The organism is Pontibacillus sp. ALD_SL1 (assembly GCF_017355605.1).
Map to the genome: position 1 here is coordinate 3,526,406 of NZ_CP062974.1, position 16,598 is coordinate 3,543,003.

Consider the following 16,598-nt stretch of genomic DNA (forward strand, 5'->3'; position numbering starts at 1 on the left):
TAACGCTCAAGAAAATACCAAGCGCTTAAGGGAATGACATCAACACCCTCCCCTTTCTCATAATGAGCAACTAAAAACACTCCAACTCTACAGGAATTGGAGTGCTTCTCGTTTTTTATTCTTCTGTTTTGTTTAATAGTTTCTGCGCCAGGCCTGATAGGTTGTCGGTTGTGCCATGGATATCTTGGATGGCATCGACAATCTGATCGAGGTCTTCTTTATTTCGATTGAACATGTCCACGTACTGGTTCATTTCCATCTTCACAGTCGCCAAGCCATTCGTTACTTGCTTCATGTCTGTTTGAGATTGTTTCGTAGAGGCGTTCATCTCTTGCATGGAAGCTTGGAGCGTTTGAATGTTTTCGTTGCTTTCGTTCGTAATCGTATTAATTTGATTACTCATTTGCTTGGAGTTCTCAGCTAATTTGCGTACTTCTTCGGCTACGACAGCAAACCCTTTCCCACTCTCTCCAGCACGAGCTGCTTCAATTGAAGCGTTTAAGGCAAGGAGATTAGTCTGATCGGCAATGCCCTCTATTTGGTTCGTAATCGACGTGATCTGTTGGGAAAGATGATCCAGCTTCTCCATCGTTGCCATGCTGTTATTAAACTGCTCCAAAACAGTTTGGAACGAAGCAAGCATTTCATTGACTTTATTGTCGTTCATTTCCGTTAACGAGATCAGGTTCTGACTACTCTTCTGTGTATTCTCTGTGTCCTTACGAATACGGTCTGCTTTCTCAGAGGTTTCATTCATCGATGCGTCTGTCTGTTCCACAGAAGCAGCTACTTCCTGGCTGATCGCAACGAGTTCTCTGCGAAGAAGTTCATTTCGATCGTTCGCTTCATTCGCTTCTACCGCTTTTACAGCCAGGTAATGATCTACGACGAGTTGACTGTCTAGGTTCATAATGTTTGTTACGGCCACTAGGATATCAGAAAGTTTATGAGGCTGGTCCTGATACGACTCAACCACTTTTGGAATAAGTAGATTGCTCAGTGCCGAATAGGTAGCCAAAAACCACGCCACCGGAAGTTCGACCCCACCATGAGTACGCCCGATCCGCTTTCTCATGTTCAAATACGCTTCATCAATGTTTCCGGAAAAGGCACTGTCAAAATACTCAACGAATACTTGCTTTAGCTTATCGTGAGAACTATGATTCGTAGCAATCGCATTAAGCCGAGGATGGGCATACAAATGCTCCAACACCTTATCTAAAAGCTGATCACTGAGTGCTAATACACTTGGTTTTACTTCCTTCAACGTAGCAAGTTGTTTATCTGTTAAGCTCATATAACTTAAACGCCCAGTTAAATCTTGATCATCTACTTTTACGGTCTCGCCCATTTCTGAATAGGCATGAACCGCTTCAAACCTTGGCAGTTGTCTCTTTTTTGTAAAAATACTCATCGTGATTCCCCCTTTATTCCTTCTTCTTATATCGGCTTTAGGGAGGCGAATCTTAATCATCGTTGCACATTTGGTTTGTTGTACCTGCGTCTGGGCATTTTTGTGAAAGTGGGTTGAGGTTTTTGATGATAAGTATTTTGATTTTTGGTAATTCGGGGAGCTCTTTCGTAACTTCGCTCTCGCTTTGGTAAGTTCTTCTCCTGGTTTAGTAACTTCTCTTGAGGTTTTGGTAACTTCTATGAGAGATTTCGTAACTTCTCTCGACTTTTGGTAACTTCGAGGTCCTATTTAGGAAATCCGCACTCGCTTTAGTAAGTGCTACGTCTGTTTAGTAACTCCTCTTGAGGTGTTGGTAACTTCTATAAGAACTTTCGTAACTTCTCTCAACCCTTTCATAACTTCCAGGACCTCTTTAGAAAATTCTATCTCGTTTTAGTAACTTCTATCACCTCTTTAGTAACTCCAACCTCCCTTTAGCAAGTTCTCCCCCCTGCTTTCGTTACTGCTCCATCCTCTTCAGTAACTTGAAGACCCTGTAACTCTCCAATACTAAAAAAACCGCCTCTCCCAAAAGGAAGAGGCGGTTCAATAAATTAAGCATATAGTTCAAAACGAGATGTTAAGGCAAGCACGCGTTCGCGGGCTTCGGCTAGTTTGCCTTCGTCTTCGTGGTTGTTCAGGGTGAAGGCGATGATGGATGCGATCTCATCCATTTCTTCTTCTTTGAAGCCACGGGACGTAACGGCTGCTGTTCCGATACGGATGCCGCTTGTGACGAATGGGCTCTCAGGATCGAACGGGATTGTGTTTTTGTTTACGGTAATACCGATGTCATCAAGAGCTTTTTCAGCGACTTTTCCAGTTAGGTTTAATGGACGCAGGTCTAGTAAAAGCAAGTGGTTGTCTGTTCCACCTGATACTAGACGAACGCCTTCTTTTTGCAGGGATTCGCCGAGACGCTTGGCATTGCTGATGATTTTCTCGGAGTAGTCCTTGAAATCATCTTGGAGCGCTTCTTGGAAGCTAACGGCTTTGGCTGCGATGACGTGCATTAGCGGGCCACCTTGCATGCCTGGGAATAAAGATTTGTCGATTTTCTTAGCGTACTCTTCTTTACAAAGCACCATTCCACCGCGTGGGCCGCGAAGGGTTTTGTGCGTTGTGGTTGTAACGAAATCGGCATATGGAACAGGATTCGGATGGTGGCCTGTTGCCACTAGTCCAGCTACGTGCGCCATATCTACAAGCAGGTAAGCTCCTACTTCGTCTGCGATTTCACGGAATTTCTTAAATTCAATGGATCGAGGGTACGCAGAAGCACCGGCTACGATTAGCTTTGGTTGTACTTCCCGCGCTTTCTCACGTACCGCTTCGTAGTCGATTTGTTCTGTTTCTTGGTCAACGCCGTAGTCCACAAAGTTGTACAGTTTGCCGCTGAAGTTGACAGGGCTGCCGTGTGTTAAATGGCCGCCGTGATTTAGATTCATCCCAAGGACTGTATCGCCTGGTTCTAATACTGCAAAGTAGACAGTCATGTTAGCCTGAGCACCAGAGTGTGGCTGAACATTGGCATGGTCTGCTCCGAACAATTTCTTCGCGCGGTCGCGGGCAAGATTCTCGGCGATATCTACGTGTTCACATCCACCGTAGTAGCGTTTACCAGGATAACCTTCTGCATATTTGTTCGTTAATACAGACCCTTGTGCTTCCATAACGGCTTCAGAAACAAAGTTTTCTGATGCAATCAGTTCGATTTTCTCCTGCTGACGCGTTTTTTCGAGTTGAATGGCCTCCATAATCTCTGGATCAACTTGTTTTACGTGCTTCATGTGTACGTCCCCCTTTAAATTCGTTTCGCCCTTCCTAATCACAGGTTACGGACGATTGTTGTTCTATTGTGTAAACTGCCCGGTTGCCACCAATTAACTTCGGACGTGACCTCACGGATGTTACGTGAGCCTCTCCGATCTTCTTTTGCTTAAACCTGACAGGTACAGCCACTTTCTTAATGTGCATGCCAATGAATGTGTCTCCAATGTCGATGCCGGCGTTGGCTGTGATCTCTTCAACAACGACCGGGTCATTTAGGTGATGATACGCATGTGTCGCCATCGAACCGCCTGCAGAACGGACCGGTATGACAGACACCTCCTCTAAGCGGTGTTCGCGCATGACCTCTCGTTCTAGAACGAGCGCTCGATTGAGATGCTCACAGCACTGAAAAGCTATGTGAATCCCGCATTGTTCCTTCAGACGCATGAGTTCTTCGAAAAGGTCCTCAGCAATACGTGCGCTTCCGCTTGTTCCGATATGTTCTCCTGCGACTTCGCTTGTGGAACAGCCCACAACGAACATGTCGCACTGGTTTAAGTATGAACTGTCGATCCACTCATCGACAATATGCTTTATGTCCTCTTTAACAGTTGTAGCCATGGAAGAATCACTCCCTTTAGTAGGATATCAGAAGCACAAAAAGGAGAAGTAAAAACACGTATGCTTTTCTTCCCCCTTTTCTCAATTATGCTTCGTATTCACTAATTTTAGAGACGCGGTTTGCGTGGCGTCCCCCTTCAAATTCTGCACTTAACCAAGTCTTTGCAATCTCGCGCGCAAGGCCTGGCCCAATGACACGCTCACCCATTGCTAGCACGTTAGAATCATTGTGTTCACGCGTTACTTTAGCCGTAAATAAGTCATGAACAAGTGCACAGCGTACGCCTTTTACTTTGTTGGCAGAAATGGACATACCAATGCCTGTTCCGCAAATTAAAATCGCACGATCAAATTCGCCATTTGCTACGCGCTCGGCTGCTGGGATTCCGTAGTCTGGATAGTCAACAGAACCTTCACAGTCACAGCCGATATCTTCAAATTCAATGTTCATTTCTTCTAATAGATTCGTTACTTCTTTACGAATGTTCACGCCTCCGTGATCTGATGCTACGATTACTTTCATGGTGATCATCCCTTCTCAATATCTCTAATTCGAAATCGGTGGATTTGTTGTCTTAATCCATCCGCTTGTTCGCCCAGTGCATGAGCGATCTGGTCAATTGATTCTATAAGCTCCGTCTGATGCTGTACGGTGGAGCTGGCTTGAAGCGTTCCGGCTGAGGTTTCTTCTGCTATGGCTGAGACTTCCTGAGATTGAATGGCTGTCGATTGGAGCGATGCGAGCTGTTGATCAACAAGAGCAGAAATCTCTTGAACTGCTAGTGCTACTTCATTTACAGACGTAGACATATCCGCGATCGTCTTGTTTGTTTCCTCGCCTCTGTTTGCTTCCTGGCGAGCGAATTGAACCTGATCGTTTATTTTATGAACGACCTTGGAGACGTCTTTTTGCATCGTTTGAATGAGGTCTGATATCCCTTTGACTGCTTTTCCACTCTCATCTGCGAGTTTCCTTACTTCTTCTGCTACAACAGCAAAACCTTTCCCATGTTCTCCTGCTCGTGCTGCTTCGATTGAAGCGTTTAAAGCGAGTAAGTTCGTCTGCTCGGCGAGGTTTCCAACAAGGGATATAATGTCCTCTACTTTCTTCGCGTTCGTCTCCATACGTTCAACCGCTTCTAATGACAGTTCTTGTTCCTCTGCAATCGACTGAATGCCTTCAACAAGAGAATACACGACCTTCTCGCTATCATTCAATGTCGTAATCATGTGAGTGGACATATCTTGAGAGAGCTTGGCCTTGTGCTGTACCTTGGTTGCAAGTTCTGTTGTTTCTTCGATCGCTTCAGCGGTTTGCTGAATCGCGACAGAAGAGCTCTCAGAGCCTTCAGAGATTTCATCGATCGTCTCCGAAATGAGCCGCGCTTGGTTCGTCGCTTGCTCGGTCGCCTCTTTAATGGCTGTGACAGACTTGTTCGTTTCGCCAAAATTGTGATCGATATTATGTACCATGCCTCTCAAATTGGTCATCATTGTTCCAAAAGCCGTACCAAGGGAGCGGATTTCATCGTCTGATTTAGATACAGCGACTTCGTCCGTGATATCCCCAAGAGCTGCTTTGGCTGCAGTCTGTTCCAATTTAAGGAGAGGCTTTGTGATAAATCCTGCCGCCACATAGGCAAGGATGCCTGACCAGAGAATGCCTAACGCGAAGGTGATCAACGTAAAAGGAACGACAGAAATGCCGATTGTATCCTTGATCCGATCATAGAGTACATAGATAAACCAAGCACTCGTTGAATACGTAATCACCGCAAGCGTTGTAATGAATACAACGAGCTTTAACCGAAGACTAAACCGATACCTCTTTTTCTCCTCCAAACCTGCCATCCCCTTACAAATCCTTTGTCCTACTTATTGTCTAATTTTTTGATAAGAAGTTCAACATGTTTTTCAATTTCTGTAAGCGTTTTTTCATACGTATCTAGGTCTCCTCCAAATGGATCAGAGATGTCTGAATTTGGGAGGTTGGCTTCGATTTCACGAATAAGTGAAATCTCTTCATTTAAATGTTGGATAAGGGCTTGTTCAAGCTCTTGTGGTGAGTTATATTTTTCACGATTTTTTTGTAAAAAGACGGCCTTTCTATCTTCTAACGTAGAATAGGCTTCTTTCAGTTGCTGCCATTGGTTATGATCATTTTGAAGAACATATTCCTTTAACGTGAACACGTTATCTTCATAGCGTGGATATTCCATCACGACGCTTTGCTTGTGCTGAGCTGTCATCGTCAGGACAATATTTGCCCATCTCATTAGGTCTTCAGAAAGAGGCTGCGATTCATGATTTAAAGAAATTCCTTTCTTCTTCAACACCTCTTCTGTACCTTTCGAAGCTTTCGAGCCCTTATGAGCGAAGATCCCAGCAGATCTCACTTCAATGTCTTCATGCTTTTCTCTTAACAATGCCTCTGCCATCGGACTTCTGCACGTATTCCCTGTGCACACAAACAAAATATGCTTCATTCTCAATCCTCCACTACTTGTGCTTATCTTACCTGCATTATAACATATCCATCCGGCTCTCGTCGGTGAGAGAAATCTTATAAATAACACTCCTTTACTCTTGTTGAGTAAAGGAGTGTTGGTTTGTTAAAAAGGCTTAAATTGATGAATAATCTCTCCGTTTTTATTTCGGTATTCAAATATATTGGTGAGTCCATCTCCTCGAGAAGGATTCTCTACTCTTCTAACAGTGAGGCCCAGCCCTTCATAAAAAGGAAACGCATACTCGGTACGCCCTTCAAAACCGATTTTCCAGTCTCCTTTTGTATCAATATAACCGGATTTCTCACTTGTAATGGCATATGCCAATCCATCCACATACCAGCCAATTTTTTCAAATTCGGCATCAACCACCATGTGGCCCCCTTTGTTAATAACCCCACATTTCTCATCCAGGCAAACCGTAGCAACGCCCTCGTGGAATGGATAAGCACGCTTATATTGAGGATCAATTTTCATGTTGCCTTCTTTATCGATAAAGCCAAATTTCCCATCAACTTCGACAGGAGCCAGTCCCTCAGAGAAGGCATACCCTTTCTCAAATGTTCTGTCCATTACTTGCTCTCCATTGGTATTAATATATTGGTATTCCCTATCTTTAACGACAAGAGCAATGCCCTCATTAAAATGAAAAGCTTCATCAAAAGCAGGATCAATTAGCATGTCACCATTTATATCAATAAAGCCCCATTGATTATCTTGGTAAACAGGAGCGAAGCCTTCTTTAAAATCTTTAGCAGAAGGATATTGAGCGGGGATGACCAGCTCTCCTTCATAATTAATAAACCCAGCAGCCCCATTCTTGACTACAAGAGCACGTTCGCCATAAAAAGCACGGGCTTGTTCATAGGTTGGCTCAATAACCCACTCTCCGCTCTTATTGATAAATCCATATTGCTGCGTTTCACCTGCGTCTCCCTGCATAATTGGATACAGGTCTTCTGTGAAGTGATACCCTTTCACAATATGATGCGGCCCCCGACCATTTATACCTGACTCTTGTTGAATATTATATAACGGATAGAAACTATCATAATCGGTTTCAAGAACCATCTCGCCTACCCCGTTAATAAAGCCTAACTCAATCTTGTTACCGACTGTAAAATAAAGCGTGTCCTTTGAAGTAATCTGACTATAAATGAAAAATGCAGCGCTCATAAGAACAATGAGAATTCCGGCTATGAGCCATGTTATCTTTGGCCGTTTGAAGCTTTTTCGTTCCGTTTTCTCCGAAAATAAAAACGGGTCTTCTGACTCCGCTTCTTGCCGAACAGGGATAGTGGGCACACTCTCTACCGTTGTTTCGTGTGATGGTTCTGGACTTGTTTCTTCCTGCCCCTTTTTAGGTGTTTCGTATGTATGCTGTTGCGGTTCAAAATCGAACATCGATTCTTCGTTTTTGTTTTGTATGTATTCTTGGTGCTGTGTACATTTCTCGCACGACTCCCCCTTCTCAATCGGGGCGCCACAGTTCTTGCATTCTCCCACCACTTCACCTCCACAATTTTCCTATATCTATTACTATTGTAGCAGGAAGTGGGGTGTTTTTTCGATAAAAAAGCCGCCCGAAACTAGTTCGGACGGCTTCATACATTATACTGCGCAGCGGTTTGGACCGACTTCCATTTCGCGTCGTTCGTCTGCGTCTGGTTGTTTTTTACCCATGTTCGTTTTACGAATTTCTTCGTGACTGTTCGGCTGAGGCGGTAGATTATCCGTTACGAGATGACGAAATTCACTTTCGTCCTCAACTTGGAGACGATCATTTTTCTTATAAAGGTCTTCAAGCTTAGCTTGAACGGTACCTTGTTCATTGATTTCTTCCATCTTGCCAAAGTGAGCCGGGAGCACGGTTAGGTTCTGGGAAACCTCTTTATAGCGGCTGTAAAGCGTTTGGCGAAGGTCTTCTACCCAGTCTTCCGCTTTCCCTGCAAGGTCAGGACGTCCGATGGATTGAACGAACAAAATGTCTCCCGTTAACAGGTATTCCTGGTCGACGATGAAGCTTGTGCTTCCGATTGTGTGGCCCGGAGAATAAAATGCCGCAATCGTTACATCGCCGACTGAGATTTCCTTGCCATCTTCTAGAGCGCTATAAGAGAACTCAACTCCGACATCATCCTGTTTCGGGAACCAATACGTGGCTCCGTTTTGATCAGCAAGCTCTTTACCGCCTGAGATATGGTCAGCGTGCAAGTGTGTATCAAGTACATGTTTGATGGTGACATTTTGCTTCTTAGCGAAGTCTTCATATTGACCCGTCATGCGGTTCGCATCTACTACAGCAGCCTCTCCATTTGCGATAATCATATAGGACAAGCAACCTTTACCTAGGCGAAGGAATTGATACAGTTCACCTTTTCCATTTAGGTCGCCAATTTTGACGGGTTCAAGGTGTTCACTCCAAGAAGTCATGCCTCCTTCAAGATACGTTACTTCTTCAAGACCTGCTTCTTTTAGAAGGTCGACTGCTTTTTGTGAAGAAATGCCACGCGCACAAACTACGTATACAGGCTGATCGTTTGGTAGCTTTTCTTTCACATCACCTGGGTCGCTCTCGAGCTGTTTGAAAGGGATATTCAGACTTCGAACATTGCGGCCTTCAACGGCCCACCCTTCGTAATCTTCTTCTTTCCGAATATCTAATAAAAACACTTCTTCATTGTTTAAGATCTTCTTAGCTAATACATCAACTGTTAATGGTTGTAGTGCCATTTAAACCCCTCCTGTTCATAATTTAGAAAAGAATGTCCCACCAGATTTTGATGGCTGTACCGATAATGAGTACTGCAAGAATCGTTTGTAGCACTTTCGTATTGGCTTTTTTCCCAGCTTCCGCTCCAAGTTGTGAGGTGATGATGCTCGCGATCCCAATTGCCAACGCAGGCAAGACCGGGACATCACCAGAGAACAGTTTGCCCGTCACAGCACCGATGGATGAGATAAATGTGATTGCCAGTGAGGAAGCGATCGTCATCCGGGTCGGTATGTGAAGGATGCTTAGCATAATCGGGACGAGCAAAAATGCCCCACCTGCTCCGACAATCCCGGCTCCAATTCCGACAAGAAAGGCGGAAATAGAGGCGACCCATTTGTTGAAGTCCGGATGATCGCTCCCCACTTCTTCTTCGTGAGTAGGGATAAACATCATCGCCACGGCTATGAGGGCAAGGATGCCGTAGACAATATTAACGACTTTTTCAGATAAGTAAGAGGCACCAAATCCTCCTAATAAGCTACCGAGGAGAATGCTTATACCCATGTAGAGAATTAACTTCTTGTGAAGGTAGTTCCCTTTTCGGTACCCCCATACGCCTCCAAATGAAGCCACGAAAACCTGAACAGCCACTATGCCAGCAGCCGCATGAGCGCTAAATGCTGCAAAACCGAGAAGTGGCGGGATATAAAGCACCATAGGATAGTTGACAATGGCGCCGCCAATACCAACTAAACCAGACACGAAAGAACCTACAAGTCCAATAACAAAAACCGTGATCAATAATGACCATTCCATACAACTAGCACCTCTTTACCTGCCACAGCTTCTCTCTTAGTCTGCAATCCCTATCCACTTTTTATCCTTAAAATTACGATCACAATACCTATACCACCACATGTACTCACAAAACCTAAAAATACCCTCCACCGCTTTAGAGCAATGAAGGGTGTCTGACACGCTTCTTTGCTTTAGAGCAGTGCAGGGTGTCTGGCACGCTGTGGGTCTTTACAGTGCTAAAGAAGCGCGCAGCTTTATAGGATGAGTTGGAGTCCGAATGCGCAGAGGATGCTGCCTCCGAACATTTCGGAGTATGTACCGAGGAGGCCTTGTACTTTCTTACCTAATAAGAGTCCGCCCCATGTCAGTACGGTGCTTGCAAGACCAAATAGAATTAACGTAACGAGCGTTCGGGCCCCGGACATACCAAGGCTTAGCCCGACTGAGAAGCTGTCTAAACTAACGCTTAAGGAGAATATAATGAGGCCAAAGCCAACAGGTGTGAAGGCAGGAGTTTCGTCTTTGGTGAAAGAAGAATAAAACATCTGAGCGCCTAATATGAGAAGCAAAACGCCACCGGCCACCGTGGCTACTGAACCTAGTTGAGCAGATAAGAATCGCCCGAGCACCATTCCACCAAAAGGCATAATCACGTGAAACATGCCTACTGTGAGCCCAATGGTCCCTATTTTACGAAGGCGAAGCGGGATCATTCCCATGCCAAGTCCTATTGAAAAAGCATCCATTCCTAGTGCGATCGCCATCATGGCGAGGGTAATCATTTCCCCCATAATCGATACCGAATCCATATAAAAACTCCCCCTCGGGACATGCTAGTTCAGCATATGCGACTGAGGAGGAGTTTAGAAGAATCTATTCATCTTGAGTGATCACTTGTGTCGCCGCTTTCTTGAGTCGGTTCATGACCGCATAGCCCATTCCGTATTCGGGGAAACTCTCACATAGTATGACATCAATCGTATCGGTTGAGAACGAACGGAGCGCGCCATATAAGTGGACGGCCACTTCATTTAGATGGTCACGGGAACCACAGATTTGAATTTCATCTGCTTGTATATGACCTGCGTGTTCTTGGCTTACAATCACCCCAACACGCTTATCATTTTGCTGAAGTTGATCAATCTGGCGCTGCAGAAAAGCTAGGTCGCCTTCCACTAACCACAGAGGAGCTTCTGGGGCATAGTGGGTATATTTCATCCCTGGTGACTTCGGCTTTTCCTCTTGATTGATTAAAGCTGGATCAAAATCCGTCGGCCCTACAACTTCCTCAAGGTCCTCTTTCGTAATTCCGCCTGGTCTTAAAATCACCGGGCGATCACCTGTGCAGTCAACTACAGTCGACTCCACACCAACACCTGTAGGGCCACCATCTACAATTCCAGCTACACGGCCATTTAAATCTTTATAAACGTGCTCAGCTGAAGTTGGACTCGGACGACCTGACCGGTTTGCACTCGGTGCAGCGAGGGGCAGACGACAAGTTTGTAACAAGGCGCGCGCTACTGGGTGATCAGGAATACGGACACCAACTGAGGATAAACCAGCCGTTACATTAGAGGCACACGAACCGTTACTTTCCAAAATAAGGGTCAATGGGCCTGGCGTGAAGGCATCGATTAACTTGTGAGCCATTTTTGGAATATGTGTTACTACTTCTTCAATCTGCTCTTTATTCGCCACGTGAACAATAAGAGGATTGTCCGCGGGACGGCCTTTAGCAGCAAAAATCCCTTGAACCGCTTGTTCGTTCAGCGCATTCGCTCCAAGCCCATAAACGGTTTCTGTCGGAAAAGCTACCGCTTGGTTATCTCGCAGAAGTGCCGCTGCTTCTTCTATTTGTAATGAATCGACGTTACTGGGGTCGATTGTCCAAAATTTCGTTTCGGTTGTACTCAATTGTCGAGCATCCTTTCTTGTTTGCCAACATTATTCTCTTATTATGAGCTTTCTTAGCCCATTTCCGCAAGTCCTCTACCTATTCTTATGAGTAAGATCTAGATTAAACGGGTAGAGTGTAATTGTGAAGCAAAACAAATGTATGGAGGGATTTTTCATGAAAGTACTTTATACAGCAGAAGCAACAGCAAAAGGTGGCCGTGAAGGTTCGGTCTCCACGTCAGATAATAAAGTTGAACATAACCTGTCTACCCCTGAAGGTCTTGGCGGCCCAGGTGGAGAAGGTACGAACCCTGAGCAACTATTTGCTTGTGGTTATTCAGCGTGCTTCGATGGTGCGTTAAATCTTGTTGCGGACCAGTCTGGTGAAAACATTGAATCCACGGTAACAGCGAAAGTCGACATTGGTAAAGGCAATGACGGATTAGGTCTTGGGGTGCAAATCCATGTTGAGATCAGCGGTGTGGATCAGTCTAAAGCAGAAGAGCTTGTGAATAAAGCACACGATGTATGCCCTTATTCACGTGCGACACGCGGCAACATTGAAGTATCACTAGAAACGAAGGCTGTGTAAAGCAGGCTTTAAGGAACGCAGGAAGAGGCTATCCTTTTGGATAGCCTCTTTTTATATAGCAAATGTGAATAAAAGGGGGGTTCATCCACATATTTGCACAAGTTATTAACAACATTTATCCACAGGTGTGAATAACTAAATAGCTTTTGATGTATAACACCACCAGTTCCCTGTTTGGGCTGGTCGATCTTCATCTTTTACGGGGACGTCGGATGAGTCGATCTGTTGATATTGATACGTTTCAAGCAAAGGCTCGAGCGTCCTTTGGTGACTGAACACAAAGAGTTTACCAAGTCCTTGTTCTTCTACATGCTGCTGAAGCACTTCAAAAAGCGTCAGGACAAGCTCTGGTCGTACACCAGACTGAAAGTAGAGTGACCTTAGCCAAATCGAGCCTTCTTCAACAGGAACAAGAGCTACAAATCCTTGCTGTTCTCCATTCAATGTTACGATATGGCCATGTTCCATTAGTCTTTCCCGGTCGGTAAGTTCCTCCATTTTATCCCCAAAGAAGTCTTCCATTGTGGATTGTTCATAATCTTTTATATGAGTTAGTTCAATCATTTTAATTCCCTCCCTAGCGTTCTTATTACCATCTATATGAAGTACTAGAGAGGTTATGATAGATTTCTATAAAAAGTTGAACCATTTACTCAAGAAGAACTTCACTTCCACTTCTTCTCGCTCAGCTTCTGCACTTGATTCTACTTCAGTCTCTTCGATTTCTTCCGGATCGCTAGACTCTTCAGGTTGGGCTGGCTGTTGTGACTGCTCTGGTTGGTCCGTTGCCTCTGCAGCTACTGATGTACCGTTGTTGAAATCAAGGAAGCAAAGCGGCGGGAATAGAACACACCACCAGTTCGCGCCATCTCCCTTTCCTAGCGATATAAGAATGGCTTCATACTCACCAGCAGGGTATAAATAAGTTCCGTATAGTTTAGCTGGGAACTTCACTTGTTTTCCATAATCCACAGTGTAGCTTTGCTTAATGCCCTCTTCTTTCAACACGTTATCCACAATTTCTTCTAATTCACCTAAACGACTTTGGATTAGCTCACGAGCTGCTTCAATAGATGTTAACTCTTCTACCCATACAGTGATTTCAGCGTTCACAGCATCTCTTACTTTACGCTTAATCGCCTGATCTTTATCCCCGTCACTATTTGCTAGAATGCGTAAACGAATCGCTTGATCTGGAATGACTTGAATATCTGTCCCACGATCTGGTGCTTCATTATATCCTTCAAGCGTGTAAGGAAATAACACTGCACAAAGGACCACCAACAACACAACGCCAATTGCCTTCTTCACGTTCACCTTCTTCAACATATTCATATCCCCCGTCCCCTTTTCGTTTTGCTTCGTCCTTTTCTCTTACAAACAGTATGAACAACGGGCCCCAACCCTATACACACAAATCTACTAAAAATAAAAACTATTACTTTAGCAAACTGAAGCGTGTCTGACACGCTTTGGTGCTGTGCTAGAGTGAAGCGTGTCTGACACGCTTTGGTGCTGTGCTAAAGTGAAGGGTGTCTGGCACGCTGTGGTGCTTTAAAGCATGGGGAGATAGAAAAAGCCTGGCTCGTTTAGAGCCAGGCTAGGATGATTCGGTCTTTTTGATTGATGTCTTGTAGGACATGAATTGTTGCATTTGGGAAGGTGTCGGCAATGATAGTCGATACTGCTTCTCCTTGGTTATGGCCGATTTCAAAAGCAAGGAGAGCTTCTTCCGCTTTCACGTGTGGCACTTGACTTACAATGGTACGATAAGCGGCTAAGCCGTTATCTTCTGCGAACAGCGCTAATTCAGGGTCGTGGTTTACGACTACATCTGATAGGGATGAGCGATCTGACTCTGGAATGTAAGGAGGATTGGAGACGATCACATCCATCTTGTCCCCGGCTTTCATAATCGGTTCAAGAAAGCTCCCTTCATAGAATCCGATATCAGCTTTATGTGTTGCTGCGTTTTGCTTTGCAACGTGCAATGCATCTGGGGACAGATCGACAGCTCGCATTTCTACATTTGTTAGCTCAAGTGCTAATGTAATGGCGATAATTCCACTGCCTGTCCCTACGTCCACCATGTTCAAGTTTCGATCGTGCCAAGCTTTTTTTCTCAATTGCTCGGTGACAGCGACAATCAGTTCTTCCGTTTCAGGGCGCGGAATTAAGACGTGATGATTCACTTTAAAATCACGTCCGTAAAACTCCTCGAGTCCAATCAAATGCTGAACGGGAACGCCTTTTTCAGCGTGAATATGGATGTCTCGCTGAAACTGATTAAAGATCTCTTCGTCTACCACATCCTTCGCATTAGCTAAAAGCTGAGCTCGACCGCACTCTAAATAATGCATCAGTAACAAGTCCGCTACATTCTTTTCTCGCTTGTATTCCGTTAAAAAAGAGGAAGCCCATCGACGGGCTTCCCAAATAGTGTGTTTCGCCATTTTATTCTCCGATCGAAGCAAGCGCTTTTGTCTGTTCTTCTAAAATAAGCGCTTCTGTAATCTCGTTTAAGTTTCCTTCGAGAATTTTATCAAGCTTCTGAATCGTTAAACCGATGCGGTGGTCCGTCACGCGGTTTTGCGGGAAGTTGTACGTACGAATACGCTCTGAGCGGTCACCAGAACCAACAGCGGATTTACGGTTTTCATCGTATTTCGCTTGTTCTTCCTGTTGGAATTTCTCATAAATACGAGCACGCAAAATCTTCATCGCTTTCTCTTTGTTCTTAATCTGGGATTTTTCATCCTGACAAGAAGCAACAATTCCAGTTGGTTCGTGCGTTAGACGAACAGCAGACATAGTGGTGTTTACACTCTGTCCTCCTGGTCCACTTGATGCGAACGTATCAACGCGGATTTCTTTTTCATTGATATCCACTTCTACTTCTTCTGCTTCTGGCAAGCAGGCAACAGTCGCTGTAGATGTGTGAATTCGACCCCCAGATTCCGTCTGAGGAACACGTTGTACACGGTGTGCACCGTTCTCAAATTTAAGCTTTGAGAATGCGCCACTTCCGTTGATCATAAAGATAATCTCTTTATAACCGCCTACTTCACTTTCATGAGCTTCAATGACTTCTGTCTTCCATCCATGTGCTTCCGCATAACGAGAGTACATGCGGTATAAGTCGCCAGCGAATAAAGCAGCTTCGTCTCCACCTGCAGCACCGCGGACTTCCATAATAACGTTCTTCTCGTCATTTGGATCCTTAGGAATAAGAAGAATTTTCAGGCGCTCTTCCATCTTCTCTTTCTCATCGGAGAGCTCAGAGATCTCTTCTTTTGTCATTTCTTTCATTTCTTCATCAAGATCTTCTTCTAACATGGCTTTAGCTTCATCAAGCTGCTCTGAAGTATCTTTGTATTCACGGTAAACTTGAACCGTTTCTTCAAGTCCCGCTTGCTCTTTCGAGTATTCACGTAGTTTGTTTGAATCGCTCACGATTTCCGGGTCGCTAAGCAATTCATTTAGTTTTTCATACCGATCTTCTAAGGTTTGAAGTCTATCTAACACTTGCATCCACCTCTTTTTTGTCCATAACATTCTAATTATAGTATAGGCGATAATGGGAGTCAAAAGAAGTCATAAACGCACATTTTTTTAATCCTCCCCTATTTGCCTTCCTCTTACTATGTAAAAAGATCAGCCACAAAACAGCTGATCTTCCATAATCCGCTTTACCACTCTAAAGTACTACACGGTGTCTGACACCCTTTAGTTTACTAAAGTTAATCGACGATCTTGACGCGAATGTTGTATCGAGGGAGTGCACGTTGAATGGCGGTTTTGATTTTCTTAGCTTTTACCATTCGTTCATCGTTGCTCTTGATCTCCTCTTCAACTGTAACTCGAACGCGGACAACATCTTTGTTGAATGTAACACGCCGAACCGTTACGCCTTCTAGTGTATCTACTGCTTCAAAAACTTTTTCCTTATCTTTCTTAAGTCCCCAAGTTTCGCCTACTTGGTTGATCTGCATTGGATTGTCGGATTGTAAATTACGGGAGCGTTTGGGCTCGTGTTCCATTAATGAATCCGTATTCTTTGCAAAGAACTGAACATCACGCACTTCATCTGTTCCTTGTGGGTTTGAGGCACAAGCACTTAACAACGTTGCTGCGGCTAAACCTACTGACACTAAAGCTGCTCTCATGGAGAAACCTCCTTCTCGGCTTGTTTCTCTTAGCTTCTCCATAAGCAAAAAGACTATGATACATCTCCAGTAG

Annotated in this window: 17 protein-coding genes; 1 reads left to right on the forward strand and 16 read right to left on the reverse strand. The window is 44.5% G+C overall.

Translation table 11 applies throughout. From position 1 onward, the window contains the following. Nucleotides 1-115 precede the first annotated feature (115 nt). The 11 genes from IMZ31_RS17535 to IMZ31_RS17585 form a co-directional block, all read right to left on the reverse strand. Nucleotides 116-1,414 (reverse strand): globin-coupled sensor protein, encoded by a 1,299-nt coding sequence (locus IMZ31_RS17535; RefSeq protein WP_207528536.1) that lies wholly within the window; start codon nt 1,412-1,414, stop codon nt 116-118. A gap of 593 nt (nt 1,415-2,007) precedes the next feature. After that, entirely contained in the window at nt 2,008-3,243 is a 1,236-nt protein-coding gene (gene glyA, locus IMZ31_RS17540) for a serine hydroxymethyltransferase (protein WP_207528537.1), read from the reverse strand. Nucleotides 3,244-3,277: 34 nt separating this feature from the next. Beyond that, on the reverse strand, nt 3,278-3,847 hold the full coding sequence (locus IMZ31_RS17545; protein ID WP_207528538.1) for a TIGR01440 family protein: 570 nt from the start codon (nt 3,845-3,847) through the stop codon (nt 3,278-3,280). 85 nt (nt 3,848-3,932) lie between these two features. Beyond that, complete coding sequence (gene rpiB / locus IMZ31_RS17550; protein WP_036780007.1) at nt 3,933-4,370, reverse strand: ribose 5-phosphate isomerase B; 438 nt, start codon at nt 4,368-4,370, stop codon at nt 3,933-3,935. 5 nt (nt 4,371-4,375) lie between these two features. Continuing rightward, complete coding sequence (locus IMZ31_RS17555; protein WP_207528539.1) at nt 4,376-5,698, reverse strand: methyl-accepting chemotaxis protein; 1,323 nt, start codon at nt 5,696-5,698, stop codon at nt 4,376-4,378. 20 nt (nt 5,699-5,718) lie between these two features. Continuing rightward, nucleotides 5,719-6,333, reverse strand: a complete 615-nt coding sequence (locus IMZ31_RS17560) for a low molecular weight protein arginine phosphatase (protein WP_207528540.1) — start codon at nt 6,331-6,333, stop codon at nt 5,719-5,721. A 126-nt stretch (nt 6,334-6,459) separates the two neighbouring features. Further along, nucleotides 6,460-7,860: a WG repeat-containing protein gene (locus IMZ31_RS17565; protein WP_207528541.1), complete on the reverse strand. Its 1,401-nt coding sequence runs from the start codon at nt 7,858-7,860 to the stop codon at nt 6,460-6,462. Nucleotides 7,861-7,965: 105 nt separating this feature from the next. Then, nucleotides 7,966-9,087: an MBL fold metallo-hydrolase gene (locus tag IMZ31_RS17570; protein WP_207528542.1), complete on the reverse strand. Its 1,122-nt coding sequence runs from the start codon at nt 9,085-9,087 to the stop codon at nt 7,966-7,968. A gap of 22 nt (nt 9,088-9,109) precedes the next feature. After that, entirely contained in the window at nt 9,110-9,886 is a 777-nt protein-coding gene (locus tag IMZ31_RS17575) for a sulfite exporter TauE/SafE family protein (RefSeq protein ID WP_207528543.1), read from the reverse strand. Nucleotides 9,887-10,122: 236 nt separating this feature from the next. Next, a complete protein-coding gene (locus IMZ31_RS17580; RefSeq protein WP_207528544.1) occupies nt 10,123-10,677 on the reverse strand; it encodes a manganese efflux pump MntP in 555 nt (184 codons plus the stop codon). Between the two features lie 64 nt (nt 10,678-10,741). Further along, nucleotides 10,742-11,785: an L-threonylcarbamoyladenylate synthase gene (locus IMZ31_RS17585; RefSeq protein WP_242705603.1), complete on the reverse strand. Its 1,044-nt coding sequence runs from the start codon at nt 11,783-11,785 to the stop codon at nt 10,742-10,744. A gap of 157 nt (nt 11,786-11,942) precedes the next feature. On the opposite strand from IMZ31_RS17585, the gene IMZ31_RS17590 reads away from it, so the two are divergent. Then, nucleotides 11,943-12,359 (forward strand): organic hydroperoxide resistance protein, encoded by a 417-nt coding sequence (locus IMZ31_RS17590; protein WP_305849397.1) that lies wholly within the window; start codon nt 11,943-11,945, stop codon nt 12,357-12,359. Between the two features lie 135 nt (nt 12,360-12,494). Here IMZ31_RS17590 and IMZ31_RS17595 read toward each other — a convergent pair whose 3' ends face one another. The 5 genes from IMZ31_RS17595 to IMZ31_RS17615 all read right to left on the reverse strand — a co-directional run bounded on the left by IMZ31_RS17595 (nt 12,495) and on the right by IMZ31_RS17615 (nt 16,525). Continuing rightward, nucleotides 12,495-12,923, reverse strand: a complete 429-nt coding sequence (locus IMZ31_RS17595) for a GNAT family N-acetyltransferase (RefSeq protein ID WP_207528545.1) — start codon at nt 12,921-12,923, stop codon at nt 12,495-12,497. Between the two features lie 66 nt (nt 12,924-12,989). Next, on the reverse strand, nt 12,990-13,694 hold the full coding sequence (spoIIR, locus tag IMZ31_RS17600) for a stage II sporulation protein R (RefSeq protein ID WP_242705604.1): 705 nt from the start codon (nt 13,692-13,694) through the stop codon (nt 12,990-12,992). Between the two features lie 254 nt (nt 13,695-13,948). Continuing rightward, entirely contained in the window at nt 13,949-14,812 is an 864-nt protein-coding gene (gene prmC, locus IMZ31_RS17605) for a peptide chain release factor N(5)-glutamine methyltransferase (protein ID WP_207528546.1), read from the reverse strand. Between the two features lies 1 nt (nt 14,813). Further along, entirely contained in the window at nt 14,814-15,884 is a 1,071-nt protein-coding gene (gene prfA, locus IMZ31_RS17610) for a peptide chain release factor 1 (RefSeq protein ID WP_207528547.1), read from the reverse strand. A gap of 215 nt (nt 15,885-16,099) precedes the next feature. Beyond that, entirely contained in the window at nt 16,100-16,525 is a 426-nt protein-coding gene (locus tag IMZ31_RS17615) for a putative periplasmic lipoprotein (protein ID WP_207528548.1), read from the reverse strand. Nucleotides 16,526-16,598 lie beyond the last annotated feature (73 nt).